17 protein-coding genes, 1 rRNA gene and 1 pseudogene are annotated in these 17800 nt (G+C 70.6%); 12 read left to right on the plus strand and 7 right to left on the minus strand.

Annotated features, from left to right (window positions below):
- The 5 genes from rrf to VIM26_RS21625 all read left to right on the plus strand — a co-directional run.
- Positions 1-79: ribosomal RNA gene (rrf, locus tag VIM26_RS21605) — 5S ribosomal RNA — on the plus strand; the annotation flags it as partial.
- Positions 80-727: 648 nt separating this feature from the next.
- The gene (locus tag VIM26_RS21610; RefSeq protein ID WP_414696542.1) at positions 728-1777 is read left to right on the plus strand and encodes a patatin-like phospholipase family protein; all 1050 of its coding nucleotides are present in this window, start codon (positions 728-730) and stop codon (positions 1775-1777) included.
- A gap of 305 nt (positions 1778-2082) precedes the next feature.
- Positions 2083-2478, plus strand: coding sequence for an IclR family transcriptional regulator domain-containing protein (locus VIM26_RS21615; protein ID WP_331955119.1), 396 nt, complete (start codon positions 2083-2085; stop codon positions 2476-2478).
- 73 nt (positions 2479-2551) lie between these two features.
- Complete coding sequence (locus tag VIM26_RS21620) at positions 2552-3145, plus strand: hypothetical protein (protein WP_331955121.1); 594 nt, start codon at positions 2552-2554, stop codon at positions 3143-3145.
- A gap of 81 nt (positions 3146-3226) precedes the next feature.
- Positions 3227-3697, plus strand: a complete 471-nt coding sequence (locus VIM26_RS21625) for a hypothetical protein (RefSeq protein WP_331955122.1) — start codon at positions 3227-3229, stop codon at positions 3695-3697.
- A 72-nt stretch (positions 3698-3769) separates the two neighbouring features.
- Here the strand turns inward: VIM26_RS21625 and VIM26_RS21630 are convergent, their stop codons facing one another.
- The 5 genes from VIM26_RS21630 to VIM26_RS21650 form a co-directional block, all read right to left on the minus strand.
- The gene (locus tag VIM26_RS21630; RefSeq protein ID WP_331955124.1) at positions 3770-4426 is read right to left on the minus strand and encodes a histidine phosphatase family protein; all 657 of its coding nucleotides are present in this window, start codon (positions 4424-4426) and stop codon (positions 3770-3772) included.
- A 134-nt stretch (positions 4427-4560) separates the two neighbouring features.
- Positions 4561-5439 (minus strand): alpha/beta hydrolase, encoded by an 879-nt coding sequence (locus tag VIM26_RS21635; RefSeq protein ID WP_331955126.1) that lies wholly within the window; start codon positions 5437-5439, stop codon positions 4561-4563.
- A gap of 80 nt (positions 5440-5519) precedes the next feature.
- Positions 5520-6170, minus strand: a complete 651-nt coding sequence (locus tag VIM26_RS21640) for a TMEM175 family protein (protein WP_331955128.1) — start codon at positions 6168-6170, stop codon at positions 5520-5522.
- Between the two features lie 303 nt (positions 6171-6473).
- Positions 6474-7280, minus strand: coding sequence for an ABC transporter permease (locus VIM26_RS21645; RefSeq protein WP_331955130.1), 807 nt, complete (start codon positions 7278-7280; stop codon positions 6474-6476).
- Positions 7280-8326 carry an ABC transporter ATP-binding protein gene (locus VIM26_RS21650; RefSeq protein WP_331955132.1) on the minus strand — a complete coding sequence of 349 codons (1047 nt, stop codon included), beginning with the start codon at positions 8324-8326 and terminating at the stop codon, positions 7280-7282. The genes VIM26_RS21645 and VIM26_RS21650 overlap by 1 nt, the downstream gene beginning before the upstream one ends.
- Before the next feature lie 61 nt (positions 8327-8387).
- Here VIM26_RS21650 and VIM26_RS21655 point away from each other — a divergent pair, with 61 nt between their 5' ends.
- The 4 genes from VIM26_RS21655 to VIM26_RS21670 all read left to right on the plus strand — a co-directional run bounded on the left by VIM26_RS21655 (position 8388) and on the right by VIM26_RS21670 (position 13400).
- Positions 8388-9344, plus strand: coding sequence for a YafY family protein (locus VIM26_RS21655; RefSeq protein WP_331955134.1), 957 nt, complete (start codon positions 8388-8390; stop codon positions 9342-9344).
- 342 nt (positions 9345-9686) lie between these two features.
- A complete protein-coding gene (locus VIM26_RS21660; RefSeq protein ID WP_331955136.1) occupies positions 9687-10475 on the plus strand; it encodes a S1C family serine protease in 789 nt (262 codons plus the stop codon).
- Positions 10476-10661: 186 nt separating this feature from the next.
- On the plus strand, positions 10662-11243 hold the full coding sequence (locus VIM26_RS21665; RefSeq protein WP_331955138.1) for a hypothetical protein: 582 nt from the start codon (positions 10662-10664) through the stop codon (positions 11241-11243).
- Positions 11244-11384: 141 nt separating this feature from the next.
- On the plus strand, positions 11385-13400 hold the full coding sequence (locus tag VIM26_RS21670; RefSeq protein ID WP_331955140.1) for a diguanylate cyclase: 2016 nt from the start codon (positions 11385-11387) through the stop codon (positions 13398-13400).
- Between the two features lie 21 nt (positions 13401-13421).
- On the opposite strand, the gene VIM26_RS21675 is transcribed toward VIM26_RS21670, so the two are convergent.
- A complete protein-coding gene (locus tag VIM26_RS21675) occupies positions 13422-14285 on the minus strand; it encodes a hypothetical protein (protein WP_331955142.1) in 864 nt (287 codons plus the stop codon).
- A 97-nt stretch (positions 14286-14382) separates the two neighbouring features.
- Here VIM26_RS21675 and VIM26_RS21680 point away from each other — a divergent pair, with 97 nt between their 5' ends.
- The 3 genes from VIM26_RS21680 to VIM26_RS21690 all read left to right on the plus strand — a co-directional run bounded on the left by VIM26_RS21680 (position 14383) and on the right by VIM26_RS21690 (position 17130).
- The gene (locus tag VIM26_RS21680; RefSeq protein ID WP_331955144.1) at positions 14383-15564 is read left to right on the plus strand and encodes a wax ester/triacylglycerol synthase domain-containing protein; all 1182 of its coding nucleotides are present in this window, start codon (positions 14383-14385) and stop codon (positions 15562-15564) included.
- A gap of 64 nt (positions 15565-15628) precedes the next feature.
- On the plus strand, positions 15629-16231 hold the full coding sequence (locus tag VIM26_RS21685; protein ID WP_331955146.1) for a hypothetical protein: 603 nt from the start codon (positions 15629-15631) through the stop codon (positions 16229-16231).
- 236 nt (positions 16232-16467) lie between these two features.
- Positions 16468-17130: a hypothetical protein gene (locus VIM26_RS21690; RefSeq protein ID WP_331955148.1), complete on the plus strand. Its 663-nt coding sequence runs from the start codon at positions 16468-16470 to the stop codon at positions 17128-17130.
- A 181-nt stretch (positions 17131-17311) separates the two neighbouring features.
- Here the strand turns inward: VIM26_RS21690 and VIM26_RS27195 are convergent.
- Positions 17312-17452: pseudogene (locus VIM26_RS27195) on the minus strand (hypothetical protein); the annotation flags it as partial.
- Between the last annotated feature and the right edge of the window lie 348 nt (positions 17453-17800).

Below are 17800 nucleotides of genomic sequence, written 5' to 3' on the forward strand. Positions count from 1 at the left end.
TCCGAACCCGGAAGCTAAGCCCCTCCGCGCCGATGGTACTGCACGGGAGACTGTGTGGGAGAGTAGGTCGCCGCCGGACAACCATTACACAAAGAGCCACCCCGAAAGGGGTGGCTCTTTGTCGTCCCCAAACCCCGAACAGCCCAAGTTCCGGAAGAATCGGTCCGTCCCACGCACACATCCTTCCCAAACCTGATCGCTGCCACCCGCCGGCGCGCCCGATCGGGCTCCGAGAGCTCAGGATTCGGAAGAATTGGTGCCCCCGGCGCACACATCCTTCCCAAACCTGAGCCGTGGACGCTCGGCTTGCGGATCGAGGCGGGTTTTGGTCGGGAAGTGAGCGGATTTCGAGCAGACCCCGACCAAAATCGGTCCATCACCGATGAGGGCGTATCGGTCGGCGGTGATGCTGAGTGAAGACTGACAGTGAAGATGTAGTCGAGCCCCGCAGCGGTCGTCCTGACTCGAAAACTGACTGACCCGCTGGTGCGCTCGACGGCGACGCGGCGGCCGGCAGGTTGGCGCCGGCGGCGCCGGGCCCCGGCCATATTTCGATTGCGCACCGCGGCGCCGGAGTGCTAGCGTCCCGACGATCGTGATCCATCGGCAGGAGGTGAGCCCCATGCACGCAGTATCGACAGTGGGCGCTCCCTGCGGTCCACGATCGCGCGACTGAGGTAGTCGCCACCGGGAGCGCCCGCCAGGCAATCCGCGAAGGGCGACTCCCATGAACACCACACCTTCTTCACCTCTGAACTCCAATTCGACGATGGCCTCCGGTGACCCGTCGGGGTCCGACCAGGATCGGCCGCAGGTCGACGCCACAACGCGGGTACGGGCCGCGGACGCCACAACGCGGGTACGGGCCGCGGGCGAGGCAGGGCTCGAACCCGCCGCGGGCGAGCGAGCGCTGGTCCTCGGTGGCGGCGGATCGACGGGCAACGCGTGGCTGATCGGCGTCATCGCCGGCCTGTTCGACGCCGGGCTGGACGTGACCACAGCCGACCTGACCATCGGGACGTCAGCCGGATCGACGGCCGCGGCCCAGCTAGCCGGCGCGACCCCGACCGAGCTGCTTGCCGCCATCCTTGCCACGGCACCCCAGGAGCGGACCGGTCCGGCCGGATCCGACCGAGGACGCGTTCCGACCACGTCGGCGGCGGACCACATCGAGAGAATCGGCAAGATCATCGCCTCCGCGCAGGATCCGGCTGACATGCGCCGCAGAATGGGCGCGGCGGCACTGGACCTGGATGCGGCGTCGGACGGCTCCTGGCAAACACAGTGGCGCGCCACCGTCGCCTCGCGGCTGCCCAGCCAGCACTGGCCGCAACGAACGGTGCTCATCACGGCGGTCGATGCCCAGACCGGTGAACCGGTCGTGTTCGACCGCCACAGCGGCGTCGACCTGGCGGACGCCGTCGCCGCCAGCTGTGCCAGCGGCCTCCCCTACTGGATCGGGGACAACCGGTACATCGACGGCGGCTACCGACGCAACGAGAACGCCGATCTTGCAGCCGGATACGGGCGAGTGCTGGTGCTGTCACCCTTCGGCGGCAGAACACTGCAACCGCTGAACTGGGGCACGCAGCTCGCCGCGCAGGTCGACGCGCTCCGCGTAGGCGGCAGCAGAGTCGAGACGATCTTCCCCAACCCCAACTCCGAGCACATGTTCGGCGCCAACGCGATGGATCCATCGCTGCGTCCGCCCGCTGCTCGCGCCGGTTACGACCAAGGCAGGGTCCTTGCCGAGTCGCTCACGGGATTCTGGCGCTGACGCCCTGAAGAATCAGTCGACTCGATAGGGAGGGCGAAACCTGCTCAGGCCTTGGATGGCCGATGGGCGCGATGCGCCTCACTCGACCTTCGTGTGCCCGGGCCTGGGCTCGTTCTGCCGTCTCGATGACGGCGGCCTGCGTTGCGCCGCCGTGGACTCGAGTCGCGCCGAGGGGGCGCGACGAGATGACTCCGGACCAGCGCCTTCGTTGAGGCTCGCACCCCGCTGAGAGCAGTGCGTACGCGTTTCGAGGCATCGGCTGGGAGGGCGTCAGCGTCAGTGGGTGGCGGACGTCGGCTGGACGCGTGCTGATCAGCGAATGGGACCAGGAGGACCTGCGGCGCTGGTACGACCTGCATGAGCGGGAGCGCGTTGCCCCTGGCCTGCGCCCGCTGGGCGCTCCGGCCACCGACACGATTCCGGACCTGGAGCCGGAGGGATCGCTGCTGGTCACCGACTACCCGAGCCTGCTCCGGGAGGTCGGGCGCATCCGCATCCACGGCTACGCGACCGTCGACGAAGAATTCGCCATGGGGGTCGTCGGTGCCTCTGCGCCCGTCCATGACTTTCGCAACGGGATCGTGGCGGCGATCAACGTCAGTGCCCCGAAGGCGCGCGTCGGAAAGCATCTCGACGAAGTCGGCGCCCTCATGTGGCGCATTTCTCTCGACCTCTCGGCGCTTCTCGGGTCGACCCGGTGACGAGCGGGGCCGCGATCGCTCCAGGCCGTGGCTGACCACGAGGACCTGGCGTCTGCCCCGGTAGGTTCATCCGATGAACGACGAGGAGAACCTCTGGCCGCCTGCCCTCGGCCACCACCCTGCCGGCACGGTCCGCCGCACCGAGCTCGAAGCCCTCTCGAACGTCCGCGTCGTGTTGGAGTGGTGCGCGTCGGGGCGGCTACGGTGCAGCGCGAAGACGGGCCGTCCGACGGCGGCGTCCGTGGCCGGCCTCGCGTCGCTGTTGGCCGCAGGGGACTTCTACCGGAACGAGGCGATCGCGGCCTACGCGTGGCCGTTGATCGTGCAAGCAGCCGGACTGGCGGAGCTCGCGGGAACCCGCCTCCAGCTGACCCCGCGCGGTCACACGGCCCTGACGGCGCCGCCGGCGGGGACGATCCGCTCCCTGTGGACGCGCTGGGTCAGTCACGGAGTGATCGACGAGCTCAGCCGGGTCGAGGAGATCAAGGGCCAGCGATCGTCCAACGCTCTGACCTCGGTGAAGACGCGTCGTCAGACGGTCGCGCACGCCCTTGAGACCTCCGCTGCGGGTGAATGGGTCGACATCGACCACCTGTTCCGGCGCATGCGGAGAGGCAAGCTCAGCCCGACGGTCGCGCGCAGCGAGCGCGCGATGTGGAAGCTGTAGATCGGCGATCCGGAGTACGGCAGCCTGGGCTACGACGGTTTCGGCGACTGGGCGCTGCTCGAGGGGCGGTACACGCTCGCGGTGCTGTTCGAGTACGCCGCGACCCTCGGGCTCCTCGACGTCGCGTACGCCGACCCAGCAGGCGCGCGCGAGGACTTTCGCGGCAACATGGCCACCGAAGAGCTCGAGAGCCTGAGCAGGTACGACGGCCTGCGCGCGATCCGGATCAATGCCCTGGGCGCCTACGTTCTGGGCCTCTCCGGAGCTGCACCGCCGGAGATGACGACCATCGCGAACTCGATCAGGGTCCTGCCGAATCACGACGTGGTCGCGCTCGGCGAGGTCCCGCTCGGCGATCGCCTGACCGATCGTGGCATGGTCCGGCTCGTCGAGTGTGCGGACCCGGCGACCGCCGCGTTCATCGCGGGGGACCGTCGCACCCGCGGGCTGTGCCAGCTCGTTGGCGATCGCCACCTCGCCGTCGGCGTCGAGCACGAGGGCGCCTTCCGCACGACGCTCGCGCAACTGGGCCACGTACTTCCTCGGGGATAGACACGAACGCAGCGGACCGAACTGCATCCTCGCTGCCGTCGCGGTAGGGCGAATCGCGCCGTCGGTCGGCGATCAGCCCAGCGCGGGCTCCGGCCTCGGGGACGCGTCGACGTCGTCGGGCAGGCCCTCGCCGCCAGCCAGGTCCAGCCCGACGACGACCACCCGGCGCACGCCGCTGCGCCGCACCAGGACCGTCGAGATGCTCGCGTTCGGCAACGGCGACTTGGGCCGCTCATCGATCATCATCAGGTAGGTGAGGAGCGTGAGGCCATGGCTCACCACGAGCACCTGGCCGTCGGCGTGCGCGTGCTCGATGCGGGCGAAGGCCGAGGAGACCCGCGCGAGGAACTCACTTGCGCTCTCGCCGTCGGGGATGCCGGGGAACGTGCCGGCGAGCAGCTCGTCGAACATGGCGTCCGGATCGTGGCGGGCGGCGAGCTCCGACCCCGGACGCGCCTCGAGCTCGCCGAAGTTGAGCTCGCGCAGGTCCGGATCGGTGGTGAGCGGCACCCGCCGGTGGTGAGCGAGGATCTGTCGCGCGGTGGCCTGGGCCCGGCCGGAGGGACTGGCGTAGGCGGCGACGAAGGGCCGATCCGCCAGGTGGTCGGCCGTGGTCCGCACGCCCGCGAGCCCGGCCGGCGTCAGCGGCGAGTCGCACCAGCCCTGCATCCGGTTCTCCGCGTTGTACACGGTCTGGCCATGCCGTACGAGGGACAGTGCGAGCACCACGGGAGCCTCCTGGAGGCGGTCGGCGTGTCCGGCCGCTGCCCAGCAGACTAGGCAGGGCCGACGACGGCAGGATGTACGGACGCTGCATGGCGCCTGACGATCCGATGCACGGCGTCGGATGAGCGGTTCGCCGGTCAGCAGGAGGCGAGCGCGGCGTCGTAGAAGCGCAGGTAGTCCCGAACGTGCGCGCTCCAGTAGACCCGGCCGTGCGCACCCGGGCTGACGTGGAACTCGTAGTGCGCCCCGTCCCGGTCCAGCGCGTCGGCGAGCGACTGGTCGACTCCGCGCAGGGCGTCCAGGTTGCCGACGTCGAGGTAGATCCGCAGGTCGCCGTCGGCGAGGCGACGAGCGAGGCCAGGAACATCGCGGACCGTCGAGCTGTGTGCGCCGACCACCGAGAACAGCTGCGGGTGGTCGGTCGCCGCCTCGAGCGCGAGCCGGCCCCCGATGGAGATCCCACCGACCGCCCTGCCGGAGCGTTCCGGGCTGGTCCGCCAGGTCCGATCGACCCGGGGAACGAGTTCGTGCACCAGGTAGTGCTCGAAGGCCGTCCTGTTCTTCGGGGCGAACATCGGCCCGCCGTCGGGCATGACGACGATCATCGGTGCGATCGAGTGCGCGGCGATCGCGGCGTCAGCGGCACCCGGCAGGCCGAGCTGCGACCAGTGATCGTCGTCCTGGCTGCCACCGTGGAGCAGGTAGAGCACCGGGTACCGGCGGGTGGTCTCGGTGTCGTAGCAGGGCGGCAGGTAGAGCTGGAAGTCGCCCCGCTCGGCGAAGCTCGAGGCCTCGAACGTGACGTGCTCGACCCGCCCCGTCGCGGCGTCGCAGGCCGGTCCCACCACCGGGACCCCGCGGTGCGCCGGGTGGCCCTGCCGCACGTGCGAGGGCGGTGCGGCCGCCGTCGGTCCGGGAATCGGGCCCGGCTCCGAAGTGCCGCAGGCAGCCGTGATCACGACCACGGCGACCGCGGTCGCGACGCGGGCGACCAGGCCCGGCGTCCTGCGCGTCACGGGTCACCGGCTTGCCTGCGCCAGAGCACATTGCACGGTAGGCACCGAACGCTCAGGCGTCCAGCGGCGACCGCCGGCGGTCAATTCCCGGCCGGGCGCCCCCGCCGAACCAGGTGGGTCGCCAGCCGGCTGATCTGACCCGACGGAATCAGCAGACACAGCGCCCAGGGCCCGGTCGCCGGCACCACGATCGCGGTCACGAGCGCCAACAGCATGGTGACCACGATGACGACGGCGGGGGCGAGGTCCAGTCGGCGTTGCATCCCCGGAGCGTGCAGCTCGGGGGACCTGTTGATCAGCCACTGCATCGCCAGGCCGGCGAGGGTCGTGATGAGCATGGTGGAGATGTACACGCCGGTCGCCACCTGATTGTTGCCCTGGGCGGCGCCGATGAGGCCGGTCGTGTACGGCAGCACGACGATCGAGACGAGCCACAGCGCGTTGATCCAGAACAGCGGGACGTTGAACGCGACGATCGTGTCGAAGAGCGCGTGGTGCACGAGCCAGAACCGGCAGATCACCGCGAAGCTGAGCAGGAACAGCAGGAGGTGGCGCCCGCTCTGGTCGGCCAGCGCCGCCAGGGTGCTCACCGATCCTTGGCTCGCGTCCGTGGCGAGCGGCAGCACGAGCAGGGTGGCCGCGATCGAGACCACGGCGTCGCTGAGGTTCACCAACCGGGTGACGTCGCGCTGCGTGCCGGAGCCGATCTCGACCTGTTCTGCCTCGGACATACGTGTGACGACCTTCCGCTGACTTCTCACCCGGATCGGGACGTCCCGGGTGGCGAACTCTGCCAGACAGCGCTGGGTGGTTGACGGGCCCGTTGACGCCCCCGCAGCACCCGGAGCACGATGGGAAGCGGCGGGTCGGTGCTCGGCAGTTCGACGGTCGCTGCGTGGCAGGTGGCCGCGATCGGCCTGACCTCCTCGGCGAGCGGCGTCCTCGTGCTCGACTGGGCGGACGATGAGCCAGGTTTCGGAAGGTTTGGTGCGACGGGCGCACCAAACCTTCCGAAACTTGCGACCGCTTGGCGGTCACACGCTGTGCCGCACCGCCCGGATCCCCACGCTCAGCCCGAGCGCCGCGACGACGACGGCGGCGAGCGCCCCCTGCCAGACGGCCGCGTCCGCGTACGCGCCGTTGAACAGGGCGCGCTCGGCGTCGACCATGTACGTCAGCGGGTTGAAGCGCGCGAGCACCTGCATCCAGTGCGGTCCCGACTCCAGCGGCAGCAGCATGCCCGACAGGATCATCAGCGGGAACAGCAGCCCCTGCTGCACGGTCCAGAACATCCAGTCCCGCTCGCGGGACGCGATCGCCAGCGCATAGCTCAGGGCGCCGAACCCGACCCCGAACACGGCGAGGATCGCGAGCCCGAGCACCATGCCGGGGATCGACGGCTGGAACCCGAAGATGGCCGCGACCGCGGTGATGACGATGCCCTGGATCACCAGGGGGACCATCTCCTTGAGCGCGCGCCCGACCAGCAGCGCGGACCGGGCCACCGGCGCGACGAGCATCCGCTCGTGCGAGCCGGACTGGATCTCGAAGAGCAGGTTCGAGCCGGTCATCGCGGTGCCGAACAGCGCGATCATGACGATGATCCCCGGCACGAACCCCTGGAACGCGGCCGCGATCGGCAGGCCGGTCATGCCGCCGAGGAGCGGGCCGAAGAACGCCAGGAAGACGAGCGGTTGCAGCAGGGAGAAGACCAGGCTGAACGGGTCGCGCGTCATCGGGCGCAGCTCGCGCAGAAGGACGCTCCCGGTGTCGCGCACGACGCCGGCGGGGCGTGCGCGGCGGGGGAACTCGGTGGCCGTGGCGGGGGAGGACAGCGTCATCAGAGGGCTCCGGAGGTTGCGGGGATCGGGTCGGCGCTCTCGCCGGTCTCGGCCTGGCGGTCTTCGCGCAGGCTGCGGCCGGTGAGGAGAAGGAACACGTCGTCCAGGGTCGGGCGGGTCAGCTCGGCGGCGACCACGTCGCACCCGAGGTTGTCGAGCGCGCGGAGCAGTCGGGGCAGGACCCGGTCACCCTGGTTCACCGAGACGACCAGGTGCGTGCCCTCCGCGACGGCTGCGATCAGGGGTTCGGGATCGCCCGCGCTGGACTCGCGGGCCGCGTGGCGAACCGTGTCCGCCGCCGCCGCACCGTCTCCCGCGATCGTCAGGCTGATCCGGTCCCCGGCGAGGTTCGCCTTGAGCCGGGCGGCGGAGTCGTCGGCGATGATCCGGCCGTGGTCGACCACCAGCACCCGCTCGGAGAACTGGTCGGCCTCGTCGAGGTAGTGCGTGGTGAGGAACAGGGTCGTGTCGTACCTGGCCCGCAGCGCGAGCAGGTGCTCCCAGAGGTTCGCGCGCGACTGCGGGTCGAGGCCCGTGGACGGCTCGTCGAGGAACAGCAGCCGCGGCTCGGGGACCAACCCGAGCGCGATGTCCACCCGCCGGCGCTGGCCACCCGAGAGCGCCATGGTCCGCCGGCCGGCCAGCTCACCGAGGTCGAGGATCTCGATCAGCTCGTCCGCCCGACGTCGGCTCGCGGCGCGGCCGAGCCCGTACAGCGCGCCCTGGCCGAGCAGCTCGTCGCGCACCCGCTGGTACTGCCCGGCGCCGTTTTTCTGGCCGATGTACCCGATCCGCGCGCGGACCTCCTCGGGCTGGTCCGCGATGTCGAAGCCGCACACCCGCGCGCTGCCGCCGGTGGGCTCGAGCAGCGTGGTGAGCATGCGCAGCGACGTGGACTTCCCGGCGCCGTTCGGGCCGAGGAACGCGGTCAGGGAGCCCGCCTCGATATCCATCGTCAAATCGCTCACGGCGACGACGGTGCTTCCTGCCGGCCCACCGAACTGCTTGCTCAGTCCGCGGGCACTGATGATGGGGGTCGGTGTCATGGTTCGACGTTACGAACGATCGAGGACAGATTCCGTCCGCGATCCGCGCTAGATTTTCGCTATGTCCGACCCGACATCCCGCGCCCTGCAGCTCCTGTCGCTGCTCCAGACGCACCGGCACTGGACCGGACCGCAGCTCGCCGCCCGGCTGCGCGTCACTGCCCGCACGCTCCGGCGCGACGTCGATCGGCTGCGCGAGCTGGGGTACCGGGTCAACGCCCGGCCGGGTGCGGCGGGCGGCTACCAGCTCGAGAGCGGCGGCACCCTGCCCCCGCTGCTGCTGGACGACGACGAGGCGGTGGCGATCGCCGTCGGGCTGCGGACCGCCGCGATCCTCGGCGTCGGGCAGGGCGAGCAGACCTCGCTGAGCGCGCTGGCCAAGATCGAGCAGGTGCTGCCCCGACACCTGCGGCGGCGGGTCGCGGCGATCGGGGCGCACACGGTCCCGTCGGTGCGGGCGGACGCCTACGTTGACGCGGACGTGCTCGGCCAGCTCGCGCTGCTGTGCCGCGACCAGGAGCGGGTCCGGTTCCACTACACGGACTTCGCCGGCAACGACTCCGCCCGGCTGGTCGAACCGCACTCCCTGGTGCCGCACGACCGGCACTGGTACTTCGTGGCCTGGGACGTGAACAGGGCGGACTGGCGCACGTTCCGGATGGACCGGATGACGGGGCTGCTCGGCACCGGGGTCCGGTTCACGGCCAAGGAGCTGCCCGCCGCGGACGCCGCCGAGTACGTGCAGGTCGCGCACGGCGCCGCGCGCCGCCGGCACGAGGCAACCGTCCACCTGCGGGCAGACCTCGGGCAGGTGCAGGCGTACTTCGGGGTGTGGGCCAGCTCGGCGACCCAGCAGCCCGACGGCACGGTGGACTGGCCCATCATCGGCAACTCGATCCCCGAGCTGATCGCGGCCCTCGCGTGGATCCCACCGGAGTACGAGTGGACGATCACCTGCTCGACCGAGGCCGCCGAGGCGTTGCGCGGGTTGCGCGCGCGATTGGCGCAGGCGTTGTAGGTCCGGCCGCCCGACCTGCCCGACCAGGAAGGTTTTCGCCCGCGGGATGAACCCATTGGGCACCGCTGCGCACCCGTCGCCCAATACCGTCCATTCATCGGTCGGTCCACCGGCCGGGTACTCGCGCGTGGGGGGCGTCATTCAGATGCTGGATCACTCGGTGAGCCAGGGCTGCGGCTGATGGCGGCATTCTGCACGAGCTGCTGCTCCGCCCTGACGGCTGACGGAGCCTGTTCCCGGTGCACTGCCCTCCCGACCGCATCGCTCGCACCGCTGAGCCCGCCGACGTCGGCTCCCGTCGAGCGGGGGCATGCACGACGACGGCCCAGCGCTGCGGCTGTCGTGGCGATCTGCGCCTGCCTCGCGCTCGCCGGCTCGTCGATGTCCGTGGCGCTGTATGCGGTTGCCAACGAGCGGACGGCAGCCACGGATTCGCGGGCGGCCGCCCGAGTCCTCGCCGGCCGGCTCGCGGACTCCGAGGCGAAGGTGAGGCAAAGCGACGTGGCCGGCGCCGCTCTCGCCACCCGCGTCGGCACGCTCGAGGCGACCGCGCTGGACTCGAAGAACCACACCGTCGCCAAGACCGCGGAGGCGGTCAAGCGCTCGGTCGTGACCATCGACCTCGGGGATTCGCTGGGATCAGGATTCGCCGTCTCCGCTGCGTCCGGTCACTCCCGGGTGGTCACCAACTTCCACGTCGTGGCCGACCTGTGGGTGAACGGCGGCCGCGATGTCAAGGTCCGGACCGGCGATCAGACCTGGCCCGCGCACATCACCCAGGTGTCCGAACAGAGCGACCTGGCCCTGATCGACGTCGAGGCCACCTTCCCGGTCTTGAAGATCCAGTCCTCGCCCCCAGCGGTAGGCGATCCGGTCATCGCGGTCGGCTCACCGCTGGGCCTGGAGGGCAGTGTCTCGACCGGCATCGTCTCCGCCCTGCGACACGAGGACGGCAAGGACCTGCTCCAGACCACGGCGGCGATCAACCCCGGCAACAGCGGCGGTCCGCTCGTCAACAGCGTCGGTGCGGTCGTGGGAATCAACGAGATGAAGATCGTGAGCTCGGGGGTCGAGGGCCTCGCCTTCGCGATTCCGGCCTCGGTCCTGTGCGCAGAACTGCCCGTGTGTTGAGGAGAGGAAGAAGCCGTGACCGAACGTGAGCTGACCACAATCTCGTGCCGAAGCTGCGGTGCGGATCAGGCGCCGGAGGCACAGTTCTGTGCTGAGTGCGGGGTGGCGGCTGTTGATCCCGGGGATGTCGGTCCGGACCCGCAGCCGGAGCAACCTCAGGGGTCCCAGCATCAGACCCTGATGCTGATGCTGGCCGAACAAGGTGGCGCGGAACTCGTGCCCGAGTCCGCGGCGGCTGCCGTCGAGAGTGCTTCCGGCCTCGCCGTCGGGCAGTTTCGTCGGCCTCGACGGTGGCGGGCGATCGTCGGTGGTGTGCTGGCTTTGTCGATCGTGGCCGGCGTCGCGGTGCTCGCGCTGAATGACTGGGGTACCCACAAGCAGCTGACCAAGAGCCGCGACGCGTACTCGGCGTCGCAGTCCCGGCTGCACGAAACGCAGGCCGAGCTGGCCGACACGGTCACGAAACTCACCGGAGTCAAGACCGATCTGACGTCCACCCAGTCGGTGCTGGCGACGACGAAGAAGTCGCTCGACGCCAAGGCGCAGGCCCTCACGGCCAAGGAGCAGGAACTTGCGGGCGTCCGGAACAACCTCACCGACGTCAAGAGCAGCCTGACAATTCAGTCCGGCCAGATCAAGACGCTGGAGAGCTGCCTGAACGGCGTCTCGATCGCCTTGACCGACGTCTCCTACAACGACTACTCCGGGGCGGCTTCCGCGCTGGAGGCCGTGAAGGTGAGCTGCAACGCGGCCTTCGCTCTGTTCTGACCGCCGCGCCGGGACGCCGGAGACTGACCGCGGATGTGCGTCGCGCCCCGGAGATCGCTCAACACGGCGACCCGCGCGTCGATCATCTCTGGTAGGAGGAGCTGTCGCCCGCGGCCCGCCGTGCACCGGAGGGGAGGGCGGATGCCGCTGCCGAACGACCCCGTCCTGGTCGTTCTCGACCAGTCGAACGCCTACCAGGCGAGCCTCGTCGCCGGCATGCGATCGGCGCTCGAGCCCGCACGGATCCCGTTGCTGCTAATCGCGAGGGACCCGTTCGCGCAGGGCCTCACCTCGTGCCTGCAGCGTGCGCTGGACACCCTGAGCCCGCGGGGGGTGATCACCACCACGCTCGACAATCCGGTCGCGGAGGGTCACCTCCGGGCGGCGCTCGCCCTGCTGCCCGGCCTGCCGACCGTGCACGTCGGCTCGCACGTGGCGGGCTGCTCGGTGCGGGCGGACAACGCCGTCGGCATGGAGGAGGTCGTCCGGCACCTGATCACGGACTGCGGCGTTCGGCGGCCCCTGGTCGTGCGCGGTATCCGGCACCACGCCGACTCCGTCGAACGCGAGGGAGTCCTGCGCAGGGTGTTCGCCGAGCACGGCATCGAGCTCGACGAGTCGTTGTTCGTCGATGGCCATTTCCACCGCGACAACGCCTATCGCCTCGTGAACGAGGTGCTGCGCGTGCGCCGCGACCTGGATGCGGTGATCGCCTTCAACGACCGCTCGGCCCTGGGCGCGATGGATGCCGTCACCGAGGCAGGCCTGCGCATCCCGCAGGACGTCGTCGTCGTCGGGTTCGACGACGACGAGTCGAGCGCGTACAGCGTGCCGCCGCTGACCTCCGTGAGCCAGGACTCCGAGGGACAGGGGGCACTGGCCGCGCGCCTGCTCCTGCGGTCGATCGACGGCGAGCGGCTCGGTGAGGTGCGGGTCCCCACCCGCGTCGTCGTGCGGGAGTCCAGTGCGAGGGTCGGTGGTCGGGTCGAGCGGGCGTCCGGTCGCGCGGAGCTCGAGCCGCTCGGCGAGCTGGTCGGGTCGTCGTCGAGCACCCGCGGGCTGTGGGCCGATCTTGCGGCGCTGGACATCACGTTGTCGATGACCCGGGCGTTCATGGGCTGCACGACGATCGCAGAGCTGGTGCACGAGCTGGCGGCCGCGCTGCCGCGGCTGAACATCGTGCGGTGCTTCGTGGTGCTGCTCGCGTCGCACGAGGCGGGGGCCCTCGCGAACCCGATCGGTTCGGCCGGCGCCGGCGCCGTCGTCCTCGCCTACGCTCCGGGGCTACCCGAGACGCCGATGAGCGAGCTCTTCGACGCCGCGCAGATCCTGCCGGCACACCTCGCGCACCACCTGCACGAGGGCACGCTCATGATGCAGCCGCTGTCCACCGAGCGCCGGGAGCTCGGGTACCTGCTCCTCGAGCAGCGCGACGTCGACCGCTTCGTGAGCGACGCCCTGCGGATGGACCTCAGCCGATCGCTCGAGACCCTGGCTCGCACCGCCGAGCTCGCCGAGCACGCGCACCTCCTCCAGGCGCTGGTCGCGGACCGCACCCGGGCGCTCGAGGCGGAGGTGGCGACCCGCCGTCGGGCACAGGACGAGCTGCTCGTGCTCAACGAGGAGCTGCGCCTTCGCCTGCACGTCGACGGCCTCACGGGGATCTGCAATCGCGTGGGTTTTGACGAGACGCTCGGCGCACGATGGATCGAGCACAGCCGGTCCGGAGCCCCGCTGTCCCTGCTGATGATCGACACCGACAACTTCAAGCAGTTCAACGACACCTACGGGCACCTGGCCGGCGACGACTGCCTGCGGACGGTCGCCGGCGCGCTGAGCGAGGCGACGAACCGCCCGCAGGATCTGGCGGCCCGCTACGGCGGCGACGAGTTCGCCGTGATCCTGCCGAACACGCCGCCCGCGGGCGCGCTGCTCGTCGCCGAACGAATCCGCGCCCTGCTCGCCGCGGCGGGGATCGGGCACGACGGGTCGCCGTTCGGGGTCGTGACCGTCACCATCGGGGTCGCGACCATGAATGCCGACCCGGGGCCGCACAGCGCCGCACTGGTCGCCGCGGCCGACGGCGCGCTGTACGCGGCGAAGGCCGCCGGGCGGAACCGGACCGTCGTGGCCAGCGGGGGAGCCCTCCCGGGGTGATCACTGCGCGCTGACGGTCGGCTACACCTGCGAGGAGACCTTCAGCCGCGCCTGCACGATCGGCCCGGTGCCCGCCCGGGACGCCCTGTGGGCGCGGAGCAGTGCCCCGACCGATCGCACGGCGATGCCCCCGATCACCGCGGTGACGATCGCGACCGTCAGCCAGGCCAGGGCCTCGTGGCCCGCACCGTGCCACAGCGCGAGCCAGTGCACGGCATACGTGCCGCTCGAGGCCGCGGTGAAGGTGAACGCCCAGAAGCCCAGGTGGAACCGCAGCCGAACGTACGCGCCCAGCATCATCACCTGCACTCCGATGAGCACGACGAAGGTGCCGAGCAGCAGAATCTCCATGAGATCCACCTGACCGCTGTTGTGCGCGAACCAGGCGTTCCCCGCAACGGCCGGGGGAGCGGAGAAGATCGCAAAGGTGGGCAGCAGGTAGCCGGCGTGCACCGTGTCGACGCTGCGCTCGTGCAGGGCGAGCTGGGCGAGGAACCAGGCACCGAACAGCAGTGCGATCACCATGAACAGGCCGGTGGCGATGCGACCGGAGCGCGGGAGGTACGTGGCGTAATGGGTGCAGATGAGCATCGCCGTCGTCGGAGCGAGCGACGCGAAGGCGCCCTGCACCGGGTCGCGCAGGTCGGCGCGGACGCTGCCGCCCCGGTTGCCCGATCGCCAGAGGTAGTTCGTGACGACGACGATCCAGGCGAGGGCGGCGACCGACCACAGGACCTCCGCGATGGCGTTCGTCGCCAGGCCCGTACGCGCCGCCATCGTCCAGGTACCCGCCAGGCCGGACAGTCCGAACGGGATGCCGAGGCTCGTGAGCGGGGCACGCCCGGTCGTTGCGACGCGACGGAACGACCACGGGGCGGATGTCATCGGCTGCTCTCCTCGGCGGGCCAGGCTCCAGAGGTGGCGCGGTGTGCCCGGCGCCATTGTCCTGCACGGTCGTCACGGGGCGGGAATACTGGCGCACGTGCCCGAGCGTCTGAGCGTGTTCGACCTGGCCGAGCTGGCCGCTGACGTCGGGCCGAATGCTCGCAACATCGGGGTGCTGCTGGAGCTGGGGGGCCCCGCGCTCGACCTGGACCACCACGTGCGGGGGCGGTCCGCCGCTGCGGCGGAGCTGCTCGAGGTGACGGCCGCGATCTTGTCCGAGCAACTCGATCCCGCGCGCCCGTGGTGGACCCTGACCGTCGTCGACGTGCCCGACGAGCGGCGGGCGGCGCTGGTCTGGTCGAGCCACCATGCGATGGCCGACGGACCCAGCGTGCTCGCCGGCGTGCTGGCCGTGCTGCAGGGCGGCCCGGCCCGGAGGCCGCCGACGCCGGAGCCCCTGCCGGATCGGCGCCGGCTCACGCGCGGCGCGTGGGCGGGCCGCGCACGAGCCCTCGGCGGCGCCGCCGCGTGGCCGGGGCGCCTCGCCGGGTTCCGCGAGCTCGGGCTCTCGACGGGCCGGGCGCCCGCCTCCCCGCTGAACCGGCCCGTGACCGCGGGGTTCGTGCTGCGCACGGTCGACGTCGATCTCGCGGGGGTGCGCGCGGGGGCGCGCACGTGTGGGGCGACGGTGAACGATGCAGTGCTCTGGGCGTGGGGACGGGCGCTTCATCGAACGATTTCCGCCGTCGGGTCGGATGGCGGGTCGGCGGGCGGGGGAGCGGGCGGGCCGCTCGTCGCCTCGTGCACCGTGGCCGCGCCGTCGGCCGCCTTTCAGAACCGGGTCGGCATCATGCGAGTCCCGCTGCCGGCGCCGGGAAGTTCGGTGGCTGGCGACCTGACGGCCCTCGCGAGCGATACGCGGCGGCGCAAGAGCAGGATCACCGGCTCGTCGTGGTGGCTCACCGCCCAGCTGTTCCGCGCCTTCGCGGCGCTCCGGCTCTACCGCCGCTTCGTCGAGCGTCAGCGTTCGATCACCACGCTGGTGACCAACCTGCGCGGGCCGGCCCGGTCGCCCGTCGTGCTGGGCCGGCGCGTGACCCGCGCGGTCCCGGTGGCGACGCTGGTGGGCAACGTGACCACGGTCGTCGCGGCGCTGTCGTGCGCGGATCGATTCGTGCTGACCGTCATGTGCGCCCCGGAGGCCACGGCCTTCGTGGACGCGCTGGCCGGGGACCTGGACGAGGGGCTCGCCGCGGTGGCGCGGCTCAATCTCCCCTGACGTGAGGGATTGAGTTCACCGGGCTCGGGGAGAAGAATTTCTCCCCGAGCATCGGGAGCACGCGATGGCCAGCGCGAACATCAGCCGAGTCGCCGACCGGGTCTGGACGGGCGGAGACCTCCCGCTGCACAAGGGCCCGCGCGCCATGCGCGCCGCCCTCGGCGCGATGACGTCGGCGGGCATCACGCACGTCATCGACAACCGGCTCGAGTGGACCGACGAGCGTTTCGTGGCCAGATACGCCCCCGCGGTGCGCTACCTGTGGAACGGCCAGGACGACGTCGGCCAGGCGATGCCCGACTCCTGGTTCGACCGCGGGGTCACCTTCGCGCTGCTTGCCCTGGACGACCCGCGCGCGCAGGTGCTGGCGCACTGCCACATGGGTATCAACCGGGGCCCGTCGATGGCGTTCGCGATCCTGCTGGCCACCGGGATGGAGCCGGTCGCCGCGTTGGCCGCGATCCGCCACGCGCGGCCGATCGCCGCGATCTCCTACTCCGACGACGCCCTCGACTGGTGGCAGCGCGCCACGGGCACCCCGGCCGACCTCGCCCGACAGCAGCGGGCGGACGTCGCGGCGTGGCACGGAGCGCACCCCGTCGACATCATCCGGATCATCCGCGCGATCCGCACCCAGGAGCACGAGGTCCGCCGGCTCTCCGCCTGACTGGCCTGGGATCGGGGCGACGGATGTACCGGCGATCGAAGGACTTCGCCCGATTGCCGACCTTCATCCGCAGGTTCCACTTCTACTCACCCTTCAACGCGCTGCTCATCGACATCCAGAAGCCGGGTGCGCGGGTCGTCGCCACCGCTGCTCGGTGGCGGGACACGTACCACCGGACGATCCGTGCCGACGCTCGTCCGGTCGTGATCCTGCGGCCTCGCGGGCCGGTCCTCGTGGTGTACGACGTCGACGACACGGAGCCCTGCGAGGGCGCGCCGGAGCTCCCGGTGGAGATCGAGGTCCCGTTCCGCTTTCGGTCCGGGCTCTCGGACGCGGATGCCGAGGTGCTGTTCGAGCGGACGTCGAACAACGCGCTGCGCGACGGCGTGCGCGTCGTTCGCGGCCCTCGCGGAACGCACCGGGGAGGCGACATCCGCACCACCGCCGACGGGCGCTTTGTGCGTCGCACGGGCCCGAGGGGCAAGGGCGAGGAGAGCGTCGCTCTGCGCTACGAGCTGGTGATCAACGACCGGTTCGAGCCGTTCGATGCGTACCGGACGCTGACCCACGAATTGGCCCACCTGTACTGCGGCCACCTGGGCTCGCCGGACAAGCGACTGTGGCCGTCGCGGGTGGGGCTCGATGACGCGAGCAACGAGTTCGAGGCGGAGACAGCATCGTGGATCGTCGTCTCGCGCATCGATCCGACTGCGGAGATGGACCACTACCTGGCGCAACACCTCGGGTCAGACGGCGAGGTCCCGCCGATGAGCCTGTCCCGCGTGCTGACCGCGGCCGGCCTCGTGGAGAACATGGCGCGCAAGAGGCTGCCGTCCCGGGCGCAGGAGCTGGCGGCCAAAAACAGACCAAGCCGCAGAAGACCCAAATCCGAAACGTGAAGACCAGGAGCCGCTGAGCAGACCTCACCAAGCCCCCATCCCCCGCGTCGTACACGCGAGTGCGTTGTTTTGGCTGCTGAAATCGTCCGATCAGCAGCCAAAGTCGCGCACTCGCGTGAGCGACTCGGGTCAGGTCGACTTTTTGGCCTCGGGTTTGGGTGAGGGCGGCTGTGCAGACCTTGTGGGCTGTCACCACGTCCAGGATGGCCGAGCCGACGCTCTTGAAGACCATGAGCTGGCCGGCGTTCGCGCGTCCGGCGACGGCATCGGTCAGGACGTCGCCGAGCTCCAGGTCGCCCGCCTCGGCCCAAGAATCGCGCAACGTCCGAGCGTTGACGTCCTATAGGACGTCAACGCTCGGACGTTGCAGTTGGTGAGGTTCGGTCAGGTTGACATCGTCATGACGAGATCCGAGCGGATTCGCGCGAGTGCGGCCGTTCTGCTGTCTGCCGCGCGAGTGCGGCCGTTCTGCTGTCTAAGTCGTCGAATAGACAGCAGAATCACCGCACTCGCGCCCGGACCTCCGCGAGTGCGCGATTTTGGCTGCCTAAATCGCCTGATCAGCAGCCAAAGTCGCGCACTTGCGTACGTTCCGACGGGCTCGTCGGGACGGACGTTCCCGCGGGAACGTCCGTCGACTATGACCGTGGGGCGAGGGCGCCCGCGAGCC

It is taken from the genome of Pengzhenrongella sp. (assembly GCF_036565025.1).
Taxonomy (GTDB): Bacteria; Actinomycetota; Actinomycetes; order Actinomycetales; family Cellulomonadaceae; genus Pengzhenrongella.